The organism is Rhodanobacter sp. MP1X3 (assembly GCF_014207165.1).
GTDB lineage: Bacteria > Pseudomonadota > Gammaproteobacteria > Xanthomonadales > Rhodanobacteraceae > Rhodanobacter.
This window is the reverse complement of sequence record NZ_JACHCO010000006.1, coordinates 228,357-243,250: the sequence shown is the minus strand read 5'-3', so window position 1 is coordinate 243,250 and position 14,894 is coordinate 228,357. Positions and strand designations below refer to the sequence as shown.

15 protein-coding genes and 1 tRNA gene are annotated in these 14,894 nt (G+C 59.1%); 13 read left to right on the top strand and 3 right to left on the bottom strand.

Going from position 1 to position 14,894, the window contains the following annotated elements:
- Positions 1-6: 6 nt before the first annotated feature.
- The 10 genes from HDE79_RS16620 to HDE79_RS16575 all read left to right on the top strand — a co-directional run bounded on the left by HDE79_RS16620 (position 7) and on the right by HDE79_RS16575 (position 8,895).
- Entirely contained in the window at positions 7-813 is an 807-nt protein-coding gene (locus tag HDE79_RS16620; RefSeq protein WP_184603484.1) for an AcvB/VirJ family lysyl-phosphatidylglycerol hydrolase, read from the top strand.
- 177 nt (positions 814-990) lie between these two features.
- Positions 991-2,277 (top strand): hypothetical protein, encoded by a 1,287-nt coding sequence (locus HDE79_RS16615; protein ID WP_184603482.1) that lies wholly within the window; start codon positions 991-993, stop codon positions 2,275-2,277.
- 663 nt (positions 2,278-2,940) lie between these two features.
- Complete coding sequence (locus HDE79_RS16610; protein ID WP_184603480.1) at positions 2,941-3,549, top strand: glutathione S-transferase family protein; 609 nt, start codon at positions 2,941-2,943, stop codon at positions 3,547-3,549.
- A 75-nt stretch (positions 3,550-3,624) separates the two neighbouring features.
- Positions 3,625-4,038 (top strand): VOC family protein, encoded by a 414-nt coding sequence (locus HDE79_RS16605; RefSeq protein ID WP_184603478.1) that lies wholly within the window; start codon positions 3,625-3,627, stop codon positions 4,036-4,038.
- A gap of 24 nt (positions 4,039-4,062) precedes the next feature.
- On the top strand, positions 4,063-4,746 hold the full coding sequence (locus tag HDE79_RS16600; RefSeq protein ID WP_184603476.1) for a DUF899 domain-containing protein: 684 nt from the start codon (positions 4,063-4,065) through the stop codon (positions 4,744-4,746).
- An 84-nt stretch (positions 4,747-4,830) separates the two neighbouring features.
- Positions 4,831-5,244: a YciI family protein gene (locus HDE79_RS16595; RefSeq protein WP_184603474.1), complete on the top strand. Its 414-nt coding sequence runs from the start codon at positions 4,831-4,833 to the stop codon at positions 5,242-5,244.
- Between the two features lie 59 nt (positions 5,245-5,303).
- On the top strand, positions 5,304-6,560 hold the full coding sequence (locus HDE79_RS16590; protein ID WP_184603473.1) for an RNA polymerase sigma factor: 1,257 nt from the start codon (positions 5,304-5,306) through the stop codon (positions 6,558-6,560).
- Between the two features lie 93 nt (positions 6,561-6,653).
- The gene (locus HDE79_RS16585; protein ID WP_184603471.1) at positions 6,654-7,010 is read left to right on the top strand and encodes a YciI family protein; all 357 of its coding nucleotides are present in this window, start codon (positions 6,654-6,656) and stop codon (positions 7,008-7,010) included.
- Between the two features lie 113 nt (positions 7,011-7,123).
- Positions 7,124-8,194: a class I SAM-dependent methyltransferase gene (locus tag HDE79_RS16580; RefSeq protein ID WP_184603470.1), complete on the top strand. Its 1,071-nt coding sequence runs from the start codon at positions 7,124-7,126 to the stop codon at positions 8,192-8,194.
- On the top strand, positions 8,191-8,895 hold the full coding sequence (locus HDE79_RS16575) for a pseudouridine synthase (RefSeq protein ID WP_184603468.1): 705 nt from the start codon (positions 8,191-8,193) through the stop codon (positions 8,893-8,895). Before HDE79_RS16580 ends, HDE79_RS16575 begins: the two co-directional genes overlap by 4 nt.
- Positions 8,896-8,938: 43 nt before the next feature.
- Here the strand turns inward: HDE79_RS16575 and HDE79_RS16570 are convergent, their stop codons facing one another.
- Entirely contained in the window at positions 8,939-9,271 is a 333-nt protein-coding gene (locus HDE79_RS16570) for a YkgJ family cysteine cluster protein (protein WP_184603467.1), read from the bottom strand.
- Positions 9,272-9,332: 61 nt separating this feature from the next.
- Entirely contained in the window at positions 9,333-9,923 is a 591-nt protein-coding gene (locus HDE79_RS16565) for a DUF1415 domain-containing protein (RefSeq protein ID WP_184603465.1), read from the bottom strand.
- Positions 9,924-10,037: 114 nt separating this feature from the next.
- Between HDE79_RS16565 and HDE79_RS16560 the strand changes: the two genes are divergently transcribed.
- Positions 10,038-11,597 carry a YdiU family protein gene (locus HDE79_RS16560; RefSeq protein WP_184603463.1) on the top strand — a complete coding sequence of 520 codons (1,560 nt, stop codon included), beginning with the start codon at positions 10,038-10,040 and terminating at the stop codon, positions 11,595-11,597.
- Positions 11,598-11,670: 73 nt separating this feature from the next.
- Here HDE79_RS16560 and HDE79_RS16555 read toward each other — a convergent pair.
- Positions 11,671-11,747, bottom strand: a tRNA-Arg gene (locus HDE79_RS16555).
- A gap of 145 nt (positions 11,748-11,892) precedes the next feature.
- On the opposite strand from HDE79_RS16555, the gene HDE79_RS16550 reads away from it, so the two are divergent.
- Together HDE79_RS16550 and HDE79_RS16545 are read left to right on the top strand one after the other, a co-directional pair.
- Positions 11,893-12,819 (top strand): glycosyltransferase family 2 protein, encoded by a 927-nt coding sequence (locus HDE79_RS16550; RefSeq protein ID WP_184603461.1) that lies wholly within the window; start codon positions 11,893-11,895, stop codon positions 12,817-12,819.
- 516 nt (positions 12,820-13,335) lie between these two features.
- Positions 13,336-14,871: an aldehyde dehydrogenase family protein gene (locus HDE79_RS16545; RefSeq protein ID WP_184603460.1), complete on the top strand. Its 1,536-nt coding sequence runs from the start codon at positions 13,336-13,338 to the stop codon at positions 14,869-14,871.
- The last annotated feature ends 23 nt before the right edge of the window (positions 14,872-14,894 follow it).

Below are 14,894 nucleotides of genomic sequence, written 5' to 3'. Positions count from 1 at the left end.
AGGCCGATGAAACGCAAGAAGCTGGTTGTGCTGGCCGTCGTGGTCGTCGTTGCTGCGGTGGTGTTGCTGATATGGCAGCCGTTCGCGCGCGTCAGCCTCGAAAGCGTTGCCGTGCCGATGCAAGTGAGCAGCTTCAGCTCGCCACCCCCGGCTGGCAAAAGCGACGTAATGGCGATCATCTATTCCGGCGACGGCGGCTGGGCCGATCTGGATCGACGCCTGGGCATCGCTTTCATCGATCGTGGCATTCCCGTGCTCGGGATCAACACCTTCAAGTACTACTGGCGCAACCGCACGGCTGACGAATCCGCTGCTGAACTCGATGCGCTGATGACCAAGTACACCGCGGCATGGAACAAGCCGCGCATCTGGCTGATCGGCTATTCCTTCGGTGCCGATCTGCTGCCCACACTCGTCAGCAAGCTCAGCCCCGCCAATCGAGCGCGTATCACCCAGATGGTGTTGCTGGCACCGAGCAAAGAGATCAATTTTGAAATTGAGCTCCAGGGTTACATGATCAAGCAGGGCTGGTTTCAGGACCACTTCAAGTCATTGATGGAAAGCATCAACCCGATCAAGGAATACGACGCCATGCCCCCGTTGCAGGCGCTCGACAACAAGCTACCGGTGGTCTGCTACTACGGCCTCGACGATGCGGATGACACCGTCTGCACCGAGCCGAACGTGCCCAAGTGGATCGTCATGCATCCGAAGAAGGGAGACCACCATTTCCAAGGTGGCTACCAGCCGCTGGCCAAGCAGATGATGGATGAGTTGCCAGTGCAGGTATCCACAGTGGGCGCCACGCGCTGAATCAACTCAGGGGTACTGGCTGGCGCCGGTATCCGCCACCCTGCCTGATATGACAAAACGGTGTTGAGCCGGGAATTTCCGCCAGCTCATATGGCGGCTGGGTTGAACAGGTTCTTCTTGCACTGCAATGAAGCAATGCGATGATTAAGCAGTCTAAGACTGTGGTTACCAGAGACGATGGTTCAAATACCGGCGAAGATGCGGCGTCCTCGTGTACAGCAAACAGCGAGCTTTGCCTTTTCTCGATATCTGTATATGGCGGGTTGCCTATTGCTTGCCTTGTTCTGGCTAGTGGCTGTGATCCGCGCACGCGAAACGAATACGCTGATCGTCGACGAATGGGCGCACACGGCGCAGATTGTCAGTTTCCTTCACGGTGACTTGCACGACGTCAATGCCAATATGAGTTATATCCCCGGTTACCATTTGCTGGTAGCTGGCATCATGAAACTGTTCGGTAGCCAGTCGTTGGCTGGTGCGCGAACAGTCAACATGTGCTTTGGCCTGCTGGGCGGCGTGTTCTTTTATCTGGTGCGACGAGAGCTGGTGCAGGAGCACTTGTCGCGCACAGTTGCACAGTTCCTGTTCTTTCCACTGCTGTATCCATATTGCTTCCTGGCTTACACGGATGTCTTGTCGGTAGCACTGGTACTCGCCGCATTCTGGGCTACGTTGCGTGATCGTCATCTGTGGGCTGCGGTGGTCTTGATCGCAGCAATGGCAGTGCGGCAGAACGATGTCGTGTGGGCGGGCTTCCTGGCTATGTATGCACTATGGCCTATCTTGCGGGAGACACACTGGCGGCCTTGGCTTGCGGCATCCGAGGTATTTCGTATCGCGTGGCCATATTGCGCTACAACATTTTTATTCTTGGCGTACTGGGCATGGAACGGCACCATCGTTTTCGCAAATGCCATGGCCAATATCCATCCGGACGCCAGCTTCCATTGGGGTAATCCGTTTTTCTTCCTTTTCGTTGCGGGGATCTTCCTCCCGCTGCAGTTGGGGAGTGGTTTACGGCGATTCGCGCTGGCTGCATGTGCAAATTCTTGGTGGTTACTGCTTCCGCTGGCAGTTTTTGCGATCTATGCTGCGGGTTTCGCGGTCACCTCCATTGGCAACCTGATGGCGGCAGATCATTTCCTGCACAACGCCGTGCTTGTTGCAGTTGCCCGAAATCACTGGGCTTGGTGGGGATTCGGCCTAGTCGCAACTATTGCAGCTTGCGGGCTGGCCCATACGCAGTTCAGCGCTCCGCAGGGCTGGCTGCTTTTTCCGTTTGCCACTTTCTATCTGGCGGCATCCTGGTTGATTGAAGGACGCTACACATTAATCTCCTTCGCATTATGGCTTGCATTGAGGCGACAGGAGAATGACACGGCTGAACGCATCACGCTCGGTGTTTGGGTAGTGCTGGCGCAGTTCTTCGCGCTAAGCATCCTGGCGTCGCGCTTCATGCTTTGACCGCTGATGCCAGCAGGAGCTATGGCAGCCCCTGCGACAGACAGCATGCGTGACATGGTGACTTTTGCTTGGCGTTGGCGTGCCGTGGATCACATGGCGACATGCCCGGCTCACTCAATTGTGGGTGATCACTTGCTACCGGCTGCGCAGGTGCCCGGGACTGCCGACGCAGGTGCGCGGATTGGCTATACGCCCTAGCGTGCCGTTGAAAAACACACCGACCGCGCACTCACATCACGCGGGCCACTTTATTTTCTGATCGTCGAAGACCGTCTCGCCCCATTTTCGTATGCAAGACAGGCGCCTTACGGCGGCGGTCGAGGCAACTCCGTCTCATCTTGCGCTCCCAGCCAGAATGTTGCGCATTCGCATCAGGTTCCAACCCATCATGGTGGTCTGGAACAACGCATTCACCCGTCCGGACAAGATTCGTCCGGCTGCAACCCTCGCCCAGATGCGCTGAAGTCAAAGCAGAATCCGGGGCTTTCGGTGCTTGCCTGGGCCGGTTCCGTGTCCTGGGCTCAATGGAATCCATGACGATGTCGATTCGGGTCGATCCCGTTCGTCATGGAGGCATAGAGTCGATTTCTGGCTCTTTCTGAGAAGGCCTGCGGTTTCCACCGAAGAGCAGCCCTGAACTCACGAGCCAAAGGGTCACCGATCATGAAACTCTACTATTCAGACGTGCTTTCCCCGCGCAAGGCCTGCGCCGTGGCGAAGTATCTGCAGATACCCGTCGAGTACATTTTTCTCGATCTCAGTCGTGGCCAACAGAAGACACCACATTATCTGGCGGTCAATCCGAACGGCCATGTGCCAACACTGGTCGATGACGATCGGGTCTTTTGGGAGGCCGATGCCATCACCTGCCATCTGGCCATGCGCGCCAGCTCGGACCTCTGGCCACAGGACGAGCGGCAGATCGAGATCATCCGCTGGTTGAGCTGGGCAGCGCAGCATTTCAACCGCTATGCCGGGGAGCTGTATTTCGAATACATCATCAAGGCGCGCTTCGGTCTCGGTGATCCCGATCCTCGTGTTGTCACCGATGCACAGCAGCAGTTCCGCCGTTATGCCGCCGTTCTTGATGCGCATTTGGAGCGCCGTCGTTGGCTGGTCGGTAACCAACTCAGCGTGGCGGATTTCACCGTGGCAATCACGTTGCCCTATGCAGAGCATGCACACATCCCGCTGGACGATTTCCGCCACATGCGCGATTGGCACAACCGCCTGAACGAACTGGAAGCCTGGCGTGAGCCTTTCCCGGCTTGAATTCACTGCGGCGATGCACGTCTGTTGAGGCTAATGCTTGCAATACATCACACAGGTTTTATCAAGGAGAACACCATGAAATTGATTGCCTATCTGTTTTTCGATGGCCAATGCGAGGCAGCGTTCAAGTTCTACGAGCAGTGCTTGGGAGGCACGATGAACAGGATCGTGCGGGCAAGCGAGGCACCTGGCTGCGGTGCGATGCCGGCCGAATCGCGCGACAGAATCATGCATGCCCATCTGACCTTCGGCGATCAACAGCTGATGGGCAGTGACTGGATGGCTGATCAACCGTTCGAGCAAGCCAAGGGTTTCTCCATATCGCTCAATGTCGATACCGTCGCCGAGGCCGAGCGCATATTCGCAGCGCTGACAGAAGGTGGCGAGATACGGATGCCAATGGAAAAGACCTTTTTTTCCGCCCGTTTCGGCATGCTGGCCGACCGCTTCGGTACGCCCTGGATGGTCAACTGCGAAAAGGACGGCTAAGCCGTTGCCAACCGGAGTACACGCATGAATCTTCCTCCCATCGTGTCGAAAGACGAATGGCTGATCGCACACCAGCAGCTATTGGCGAAAGAGAAGCAAGCGACCCACGCACGGGATGCGTTGGCTGCGGAGCGGCGTCGTCAGCCGATGGTCCGTATCGACAAGGACTATCGGTTCCACACGCCCGAAGGCGAAGCTTCTCTATTGGGCCTGTTCGAGGGTCGCCGCCAATTGATCCTCTATCACTTCATGTTTGCGTCGGGCGTGCACGGTTGGCCGATCGCCGGTTGCCCGGGTTGTTCGATGTTCGTCGATAACCTGGGGCAATCCGCGCACCTGCATGCCCGCGAGACTTCAATGGTGCTGGTGTCGCGCGCGCCGCTGGAAAATCTGCTGGCTTACCGTCAGCGTATGGGCTGGACGGTGCCCTGGTATTCGTCGATCGACAGCGATTTCAACACCGACTTCGGGGTCACTTCCGATCAGGGCGAAGCATTCGGCTTAAGCGTGTTTCTGCGAGATGGCACGGATGTCTTTCGCACCTATTTCACTACCGGGCGCGGCGTTGAGGCACTCGGCAGCCACTGGACGCTGCTCGATCTGACTCCACTGGGTCGCCAGGAGGATTGGGAAAATTCACCCAGCGGCCATCCGCAAACCGCGCCCTACCTATGGTGGCGCCGACACGACGAATACGACGACGTATAGACGACTTCACGGCAAGGAAGGCTGCAAGTCACAGTTAGTTCGAGAGCAAGATTCGAGGCATGGTCCAACACGGGAGGCACGACGATGCGATTCATGGTGATGGTGAGGGCTACGCCGGACTCAGAAGCCGGCACGATGCCCAGTGAGCAGCGGATGGCGGAAATGGGTCGTTTCAACGAGGAGCTGGTCAAGGCCGGGGTGATGCTGGCCGCCGAGGGACTGCAGTCCAGCTCCAAGGGTGTACGGGTCGTTTTTTCCGGTGCCAGACGCACCGTGGTCGATGGTCCGTTTGCCGAAACCAAGGAGCTGATCGCCGGCTTCTGGTTGTGGCAGGTGCGCTCGCGGGATGAGGCGATCGAATGGGTCAAGCGCTGCCCCAATCCGTTCGACGGGGAATCCGAAATCGAGATTCGTCAGGTGTTCGAGGTGGAGGATTTCGGTGAGGCGTTGACGCCGGAACTACGCGAGAAGGAGCAGCGGCTGCGTTCGAGATCGTGAGTCCGTGTCGCATTTCCGACACTTGCATCGGTCAGTCGGCAATGGTTTGATCGGCGGCTATGACGTCGACCGATCTTCAGCGCCGCATCGAGGCGCTCTGGCGCATCGAATCACCGCGATTGATTGCGGTGCTGGCACGGATGCTGCGCGATGTCGGTGTTGCCGAGGAACTGGCGCAGGATGCCCTGGTGGCTGCGATGGAATCCTGGCCGCAAACCGGTGTTCCGGACAACCCGGCGGCGTGGCTGACAACCACCGCCAAACGCCGTGCCATCGATCATCTGCGCCGCCAGAAGCTGCTGGAACGCAAGCACGCACAGCTGGGCTACGAACTGGAGTCCGAACAGGAGCAGCGCACGGCCGACATCGAGGATGCTATGGATGACGAGATCGGCGACGACCTGCTGCGCCTGATGTTCGTGGCCTGCCATCCGGTGCTTTCCACCGATGCACGCGCGGCATTGACGCTGCGCCTGCTCGGCGGACTCACGACCAGCGAGATCGCCCGCGCATTCCTGCAGCCGGAGCCGACCATCGCCCAGCGCATCGTGCGCGCCAAACGTCAGCTGGCTGAAAAGAAGGTGGCGTTCGAGGTGCCGAGAGCCGCCGAATTGGGCGAGCGCCTGGCATCGGTGCTGGAAGTCATCTATCTGATTTTCAATGAAGGTTACACGGCTACTACTGGCGACGACTGGATGCGTCCCGGCCTGTGCGAGGACGCCCTGCGCCTGGGTCGTGTGCTGGCTGGACTGATGCCGACCGAGGCTGAGGTCCATGGGCTGGTGGCATTGATGGAAATCCAGGCATCGCGTGCACGAGCCCGCATCGACGCTGGAGGGAATCCGGTGTTGCTGCTGGAGCAGAACCGTTCGCTTTGGGATCGCCTGCTGATCCAGCGCGGTTTCGATGCGTTGGAGCGCGCGATAAAAGTCGGACCCGCCGGCCCGTATACCCTGCAGGCAATGATCGCTGCCTGCCATGCACGCGCGCTGGCCGCTGAGCTAACCGACTGGCCGCGCATCGCTGCGCTATATGCAACGTTGTCGCAGCTGACGCCGTCACCGGTCATCGAATTGAACCGTGCCGTAGCGGTATCGATGGCGTTCGGCGCCCAGGCGGGGCTGGATCTGGTCGATGCGCTGGTCAAGGCATCTGCGCTGGATAACTACCATCTGTTACCCAGCGTACGTGGCGACCTGCTGAACCGGCTGGGGCGTGTGGACGAGGCTCGTGATGAATTCCTGCGGGCTGCCGCGCTCGCCGGCAATGCCTGCGAACACGGACTGCTGCTGAAGCGCGCCGCCGCCTGTGGCTGATCGGTGGGGCTATCGCGAATGGATCTATGCTGTCGACGATTTTGCCATTACCGTCATTGACCCGATCCGACCAAACTATCGAAGGAGCATTTCATGGCTTACTTGTTGCTGATCGTCGAACCGCGCGGCCAGCGTGAAGCTCGCACTGCCGACGAAGGTCGCCAGGCTTACGCGCAAATGGTGGCGTTCGGTGAGAGCTTGAAGGAGCGTGGCCTGCTGACGGCGAGCCATTCGTTGCTCCCCGATGCTCACGGCGTGCGCGTACAGCAACGCGAAGGCAAAAGCGTGCTCAAGGATGGCCCGTTTGCGGAGGCCAAGGAAATGGTCGGCGGTTTCTTTCTGTTGGGTTGCACCAGCAGGGACGCGGCGATAGCTGCTGCTGCCGAGTGCCCGGCGGCGGCGTGGGCCACCGTCGAAGTGCGCGAGACGGGCCCCTGTTTCGTGAGTTGACGCCGAACGCCCTATGGCTTGGAAATGCTGCATGAGGCAACCCTAGGTCATATTCGATGTCCGAACTTGCCACGACGTACAATGTCACGCTTATTCAGCGTTGAAGCCTTCACGTGACAGCTATCGGTGTTTTCGCAGCGCCGCCCGATGCGGCGCTGGATGCCTTGTTCGTACCACTTGATACGGGAGAATTGCGTCTGCCGGCGGACGGTCGCGTGCTTTTTCTGCGCGCGCGTGCGGGCTTGCGTTTGCGCGAGAAGGCATCGAAAAGCTGGTTATGCGAGCAGAGCTTCATGCCGTTTGCGGATGAGCTCGGTCGAAATGGGTTTAGCGTAGGTGAGCCGGGTGAGGGCGAAACGTTTTCGCTGATCGTGCTGTTGCCGCCGCGTCAGCGCGAGGAGGCACGAGCCTTGTTCGCGCGCGCGTTGCGGCATCTGGCGCCGGGTGGGATGGTGCTTGCCAGCATGCCGAATACGGAAGGGGCGAAGTCGGGTGAGGCGGATCTGGCGAAACTGGCCGGTGACGTGCAGCATCTCTCGAAGCATAAATGTCGTGTGTTCTGGAGTACGCCAAGCGTGACGGACATCGATCAGTCATTGCTGAGCGAGTGGCTGTTGCTGGACGCGCCGCGCGAAATCATGGACGGCTATATCAGTCGACCTGGTCTGTTTGCGTGGAATCGCATCGACCGCGCGTCAGCGCTGTTGGCGGCGCATTTGCCGACGGATCTGCATGGCCGTGTGGCTGATCTCGGCGCCGGTTACGGTTACCTTGCCACGCAGGTGATCGCGCGCTGTCCGATGGTATCCGCGATTGATCTGTACGAAGCCGAGGCGCGCGCGTTGGTGCCGGCGCAGATCAATCTGGACAATGCGCGTAATAGCAGCGGCCGAGCCGTGGAGGTTTCGGTGCACTGGCATGATGTGACAAGTGGGCTGCCGCAAAAATATGACGCCATCGTCAGCAATCCGCCGTTCCATCAGGGGCGTGCGGATTTACCTGCGTTGGGTCAGGCATTCATCGTCAGCGCGGCCGATGCGCTGCTACCGGACGGTTGTCTGTGGCTGGTGGCGAATCGGCATCTACCTTACGAGGCGTTGTTGATGAAGCGTTTCCGCGATGTGCGTGCGGTGACGATGCAGGATGGTTTCAAAGTGATCGAAGCTCGCGGAGTGCGTGGATGAAACTTGTCAAAATGATTGCAAACCTGGGCTACGGCAGCCGCAAGGATGTCTCGCAGATGTTCCGCGCCGGGCGCATTACCGATCTCGATGGTGAAGTGCTGTATGCCGATGACGTGGTCGCGCACGAAACCATTCGCATTGACGACGAGCCGATCGATCCACCGATTGGCTTGGTGCTGATGATGAACAAGCCGTTGGGCGTGACTTGCTCGCGCAAAGACCCGGGTCGCGTGGTCTATGACTTGCTACCGCCGCGCTACAGCGTGCGTACGCCGGCGTTATCCAGCGTGGGACGGCTCGATCGCGATACCAGCGGCTTGCTGTTGTTTACCGACGATGGTGCGTTGTTGCACCGGATCATCTCCCCCAAAGCACAGGTAACCAAGGTCTATAAGGCCACGCTGGCGCAGGATCTGCGCGGTGACGAGGGCGAGTTGTTCGCCAGCGGCACGTTGATGCTGGAGTCGGAAAAAGAGCCGCTGGCGCCAGCCGTGCTCGAAGTGCTGGCGCCGCGCCACGCACAATTGACCGTTACCGAGGGTCGCTATCACCAGGCACGACGAATGTTTGCCGCGACAGGCAACCATGTGGAAACGTTGCAGCGTATTTCGGTGGGTGGACTCACCCTGGGTGAGTTGCCGCTCGGCGAATGGCGAGTGATGGATGCTGGCGAAGTCGCGCGGATTTTCGATACCGATTGATTCGTTGGTAATAACGAACGAGGAATCTTCATCAGATCAGTCGTCAGATCAGATTGACCTGCGTCGGAATCGACTCGCCATACCACTTTTGCCGCTCGTCCTGGCAGCTCGGGCTGCCCATCGCGTACTTGCGACAGATGGAGGGGCGCTCGTCGTAGATGGTGCAACGGGAGGTGTTGGGATCCACCGCCGCGCACCAACCGTCTTCGCCTTTGGCCAGCGTTTCCATGCCACGTAGGTCGCGGTGGATCAGCCATTCGGGCACGTGATCGTCAGGCATCAGCACGACCGTCAGGCGGCAGCAGATGGCTTCACATGACGTGCAGCGAATGCTGGGGTCGATGCTTTCCGCGTAGGGATTGGGGAGATTTTTCACTCGTCAGCATGACAGCATCGATGGTCATGCACCTGAACCGGGAGAATTCAGTCGCGCGCCGTCATTCGGCGTTATCGCGCCATAGCGCCTGCCAGCCATCGGTGCCCAGGCGTTGCAGTGTGTCCATGTTGCGGCGATAAATGGCATCGGTATCGGTCATCGCTTCCATCGCACGCTCCACGCTGGCTTCGCGCAGCAGGTGCAGTGTGGGGTAGGGCGAGCGGTTGCTGAAATTCTCGATATCGTCAGGTGCACTCTCGGCAAACTGGTAATGCGGATGAAAACTGGCGACCTGCAGCTCGCCTTCCAGACCCAGCGTTTCCACCGCTGCGTCGGCACTGTCGAGGAAATCGTTGTAGTCGAGAAAATCGCCCAGCACATAGGGGTGAATCAGCAAGGTAGTTTCGCATTCGCTGGCGTCGATGGCGTTCAGGCTTTGCAGTTCTCCCAGCAGATCGTCCAGCAAGGTGTCGGTATCGCGCGCATGGCTCACGGCGTAGCGAATCTTCTGTTGCACCATTGGCACCCGTGCGAACGGGCACAGGTTGAGGCCGACCACCGCACGTTCCACCCAGCGACGCGTGGCATCGATATAGGGTGCATCTTCAGGCTGCAAATCGGCGGTGATGAAAGGGCTGACGGTGTCGTTCATGTCGTACGGTAGCAACGGAGAAAGCGCGACTATAGCGGTTGCGCCAGCCAGCATCGTTGGCGAGGGCCAACTGCACCCCCATATGAGTGGTTTGACCATCCGGGCCAGCACCGCATGCACCAGCCGACTTTCGACAATGCGTTCATCCGCGATTTGCCGGGCGACCCGGAGCAGGGCTCGCGTCGGCGCCAGGTGGAGACCGCACTTTATTCGCACGTCGATCCATCGCCGGTAAGCCAGCCACGTGTACTGGCCTATTCACGAGAGATGGCGAACACGCTTGGGTTCAGCGCCGAGGATGTTGCCTCGCCGGAATTTGCACAGGTATTCGGCGGTAATGCGCTGCTTGATGGCATGCAGCCGTACGCCGCCAACTACGGTGGTCATCAGTTTGGCAACTGGGCCGGGCAGCTGGGTGACGGGCGGGCGATTTCTCTTGGCGAAACGATCAATGCGGCGGGCGAGCGTTGGGAGTTGCAGCTGAAGGGCGCGGGTCTGACACCTTACTCGCGCGGTGCGGACGGTCGTGCCGTGCTGCGTTCGTCGGTGCGTGAATTCCTATGCAGTGAGGCGATGCATCATCTCGGTGTACCGACCACACGCGCGCTGAGTCTGGTCGATACCGGCGAGCAGGTTGTGCGCGACATGTTCTATGACGGCAATGCGGCGCCCGAACGTGGCGCGATCGTCTGCCGCGTGGCACCGTCGTTCCTCCGCTTCGGCAACTTCGAATTGCCCGCCTCACGCGGTGATACGGCGTTGCTCAGGCGGCTGGTGGATTTCACCATCCGCCGTGACTTTCCCGAGCTGAAGGGCGACGGTGAAGGAGTGTATGCGACGTGGTTTGCGCAGGTATGCGAGCGCACCGCGCAGATGGTGGCGCACTGGATGCATGTGGGCTTTGTGCATGGCGTAATGAACACCGACAACATGTCGATCCTCGGTCTCACCATCGACTACGGCCCGTACGGCTGGGTCGATAATTTCGATGCGGACTGGACGCCCAACACCACCGATGCGCAGCGCCGGCGCTATCGCTTCGGTCAGCAGCCCAATGTGGCATGGTGGAATCTCAGCCGGCTGGCCGGCGCGCTGGCGCCGTTGTTTGCCAGCACCGATCCGCTGCAGGCTGGGCTCGATCATTATGCCGCCGCGTTCGATATGGCCGATCGCGCCAATATCGCCGCGAAATTCGGACTGGCCGAATGCCGCGATGATGATGTGGCACTCATGCAGTCGCTGCAGTCGCTGATGCAACAGGCCGAAGTCGATATGACGTTGTGGTTTCGCGCACTGGCCGACGTTGATGTCAGCGCTCCGAGCCTCGCGTTGTTCGATGACGCCTTTTATGACGAAGCCAAGAAGCTCGACGCGACGGAAGACCTCAACGACTGGCTGAGGCGCTACACGTCTCGACTGGCCAGTGACCCGCAATCGACCGGGCAGCGACGTGCAGGCATGAATGCCGCCAATCCCCGCTACGTGCTGCGCAATTACCTCGCGCAGCAGGCGATCGATCTTGCCGAGCAGGGCGACAACAGTGGCATCGACGAGCTGCTTGAGGTGATGCGCCGCCCCTATGACGACCAGCCCGGCCATGAGCGTTACGCGCAAAAACGTCCCGACTGGGCTCGGCAAAAAGCCGGCTGCTCGATGCTCTCGTGCAGCTCGTGAGCTGACGCGTATGGCGTCGGGCAGATTTCTGAAACGACAAAGGCCGGCATCGCCGGCCTTTGCATTCAAACAGTGGTGCCCTCGAGACGATTCGAACGTCCGACCTGCCCCTTAGGAGGGGGCCGCTCTATCCAACTGAGCTACGAGGGCAGCGGCGAGATTTTCGCATGGATCCGGCTGTGGCGCGATTTCGTCGTACTGGCCAGCCGCGTCTTAACTGCCGAATTAGGGATGTTTGTATACGGGGTGATCCAACTTACTATGACATATTGTATCTGGCTCAAGAGCCCAAGCCATGAATCAACCTAGAGTTGCTGTACTGATCCCGTGTTACAACGAGGCAACCGCGATTGCCAAAGTCATTACCGGCTTCATGGCTTCGCTTCCTGCGGCCAAGGTCTACGTCTACGACAATAACTCCAGCGATAGCACAGCCAAAATTGCAGCCGAGGCAGGAGCTATCGTTCGCAATGAGTCGCAACAGGGCAAGGGTGCAGTGGTGCGACGGATGTTCAGGGATATCGAGGCCGACTTTTATATTATGGTCGACGGCGACCACACGTATGATGCGTCCTTGGCTCCTGAGCTCCTATATATCGCTCTTGAAGAACAGTGCGATCTCGTCAACGGGATTCGCAGAGAAACGGAGGATGACGCCTATCGCGCAGGTCATCGGCTTGGCAATACCATGCTAACAGGCGCTGTACGAAAGATTTTTGGTGACCGTGTGCAAGACATGTTGTCGGGCTATAAGGTTTTTTCACGCCGCTTCGTGAAATCCTTTCCGGCAAGTTCAATGGGCTTTGGCATTGAGACTGAGCTCACTGTTCACGCGCTGGAACTGCACATGCCGGTGGCACATCTTGAAGGTGAGTACCGGGGACGTCCGGACGGTTCAGCCAGCAAGCTGAATACGTATCGCGACGGCATTCGCATCCTGTGGCTGATCTGCCAATTGTTCAAGCATGAGCGACCTTTTGCTTTTTTCTCGGCCATCGGCTTGGTTTTTGCGGTTGGTTCTGTAGTGCTAGGCATTCCTTTGGTCAGTGAGTATTTGCATACCGGTCTGGTGCCGCGCTTTCCCACAGCGATATTGGCTACGGGCGTCATGTTGCTGGGCATGCTCAGCTTCGTGACTGGCCTGGTACTGGATACGGTGACCCGAGGTCGGCGTGAGATGAAGATGTTGGCCTATCTGAGTTATCCGTTTTACGAAGGTTGAAACCAACATCAAGCCAATCAAGGATTTGAGTGCTTTTGTCTAAATTTCTTACGGGTAGCTGGTCTTGTATCTGGTTACTGATGCTTTTGCCTGTGCTGATGCGATTGCCGGTATTGCTGGGTTACTGGGACCCTGATCCTTGCCGCCAAGCAGCGGGTACTTTTCGACTACCGCCCAAGTCATTTCGGGCTGATTCTCCTTGGATTTGGCTTGGGCATTGCCGGTTTGCTCTATAGCGGCCTGGCGGGACTGGAGGAGTTCAGGCGTGAGCCCGGTAATGCGTCGGCAAAGCAAGTGCTGACGCCAAACAACCTGGCAATGTGAGCATAAAAAACTTGCCGATGGTGGTCGAGTGTCACGTAGGCAGTTCCTCGCTCTTTGGATGCCAAGCGACGATTGTCGTGTGCGTGTTGCAGGTGCAGCCGGTCAGGCTCCCTTTTGCCGCCTGCTAGAATGGTGGGCTAGCTACTTCAATTCACGGCACCGGCAGGTGCCACGCCGCCTCAGGAGTCATCCATGTCCCATGCAATCCTCAATGCGCTCAGCCTCACGGACGCGCAGTCCGGCACGTATCTCGGTCAGGGCGAGTGGTCGAAAACCACCGATGCTGGCACGCTGCAGCCGATGAATCCGGCCAGCGGAGAGGTGATTGCCACGGTGCATGCGTCCAGCGCGGCGGACTACGCGAAGATCGTCGAGCGCGCCCAGGCGGCCTTCAAGGTCTGGCGCACGACACCAGCGCCCTTGCGTGGCGAAGCGGTACGCTTGTGCGGGGAAGCCTTGCGCAAGCACAAGGATGCGCTGGGTTCGCTGGTCGCTTTCGAGATGGGCAAGATCAAGCCCGAGGGCGATGGCGAAGTGCAGGAGATGATCGACATCGCCGATTTTGCGGTCGGCCAGAGCCGCATGATGTACGGCGCCACCATGCACTCGGAGCGTCCGGGCCATCGCATGTATGACCAGTACCACCCGCTCGGCCTGGTCGGCATCATCAGCGCGTTCAATTTTCCGGTCGCCGTGTGGGCGTGGAATGCGATGCTTGCCACGATTGCTGGCGATATCTGCATCTGGAAGCCGTCGCCGAAGACACCGCTGTCGGCCATCGCCACGATCAAGATTTGCAACGAGGCGCTGAAGGCCGGTGGTTACCCGGACCTGTTTTTCCTGTTCAACGACGCTGGTACCGAGCTGTCGCAGGCGTTTGTCGACGACAAGCGCATTCCGCTGATCAGCTTCACCGGCTCGACCAAGGTCGGTCGCATGGTCGGCGAGCGTGTGGCGCATCGCATGGGCCGTTCGCTGCTGGAGCTGGGCGGCAATAACGCGATCATCCTCGATGAAACCGCCGACCTGAAGCTGGCCATTCCCGGCATCGTGTTCGGCGCCGTCGGTACGGCCGGCCAGCGCTGCACGACCACGCGCCGCCTGTTTGTGCATCACTCGATCCACGACAGCGTGGTCGAGACCCTGGTGAAGGCCTACGGCCAGGTCGAAGGCAAGATCGGCGATCCCACGCTTGCCACCACGCTGATGGGCCCGCTCAACAGTCCCGAGGCGGTGCAGGGGTATCTGGCCGCCATCGAAAAGGCCAAGGCTGCCGGTGGCAAGGTGCTGACAGGTGGCAAGGCGTTGACCGATCGCAAGGGCAACTTCGTATTGCCGACGATCATCACGGGCATTGCCAATTCGCATGAAGTCGTGCAGACAGAAACCTTCGCACCGATCCTCTACGTGATGCCGTTCAACACGTTGGACGAAGCCATCGAGATGCAGAACGACGTGCCACAAGGCCTGTCCTCGTCGGTGTTCACCAACAACCTTCGTTCGGCCGAGCAGTTTCTGTCGGCGGCCGGTTCCGATTGCGGCATCGCCAACGTCAACATCGGCACCTCGGGTGCGGAAATTGGCGGTGCGTTCGGTGGTGAAAAGGAAACCGGCGGCGGTCGCGAGTCCGGCTCGGACGCATGGAAGGTCTATATGCGCCGCCAGACCAACACCATCAACTACTCCGACTCGCTGCCGTTGGCCCAAGGGATCAAATTTGATTTGTAGCATCAAGTTCGATCTGTAAGTTC

What these genes read in the sequence shown, in the direction of transcription:
- HDE79_RS16595 (WP_184603474.1), top strand. Translation starts at nt 4,831, where the DNA reads ATGCGATTCATGGTGATGGTGAGGGCTACGCCGGACTCAGAAGCCGGC.
- HDE79_RS16545 (WP_184603460.1), top strand. Translation starts at nt 13,336, where the DNA reads ATGTCCCATGCAATCCTCAATGCGCTCAGCCTCACGGACGCGCAGTCC.
- HDE79_RS16610 (WP_184603480.1), top strand. Translation starts at nt 2,941, where the DNA reads ATGAAACTCTACTATTCAGACGTGCTTTCCCCGCGCAAGGCCTGCGCC.
- HDE79_RS16565 (WP_184603465.1), bottom strand. Translation starts at nt 9,923, where the DNA reads ATGAACGACACCGTCAGCCCTTTCATCACCGCCGATTTGCAGCCTGAA.
- HDE79_RS16575 (WP_184603468.1), top strand. Translation starts at nt 8,191, where the DNA reads ATGAAACTTGTCAAAATGATTGCAAACCTGGGCTACGGCAGCCGCAAG.
- HDE79_RS16600 (WP_184603476.1), top strand. Translation starts at nt 4,063, where the DNA reads ATGAATCTTCCTCCCATCGTGTCGAAAGACGAATGGCTGATCGCACAC.
- HDE79_RS16615 (WP_184603482.1), top strand. Translation starts at nt 991, where the DNA reads ATGGTTCAAATACCGGCGAAGATGCGGCGTCCTCGTGTACAGCAAACA.
- HDE79_RS16560 (WP_184603463.1), top strand. Translation starts at nt 10,038, where the DNA reads ATGCACCAGCCGACTTTCGACAATGCGTTCATCCGCGATTTGCCGGGC.
- HDE79_RS16620 (WP_184603484.1), top strand. Translation starts at nt 7, where the DNA reads ATGAAACGCAAGAAGCTGGTTGTGCTGGCCGTCGTGGTCGTCGTTGCT.
- HDE79_RS16585 (WP_184603471.1), top strand. Translation starts at nt 6,654, where the DNA reads ATGGCTTACTTGTTGCTGATCGTCGAACCGCGCGGCCAGCGTGAAGCT.
- HDE79_RS16550 (WP_184603461.1), top strand. Translation starts at nt 11,893, where the DNA reads ATGAATCAACCTAGAGTTGCTGTACTGATCCCGTGTTACAACGAGGCA.
- HDE79_RS16605 (WP_184603478.1), top strand. Translation starts at nt 3,625, where the DNA reads ATGAAATTGATTGCCTATCTGTTTTTCGATGGCCAATGCGAGGCAGCG.
- HDE79_RS16590 (WP_184603473.1), top strand. Translation starts at nt 5,304, where the DNA reads ATGACGTCGACCGATCTTCAGCGCCGCATCGAGGCGCTCTGGCGCATC.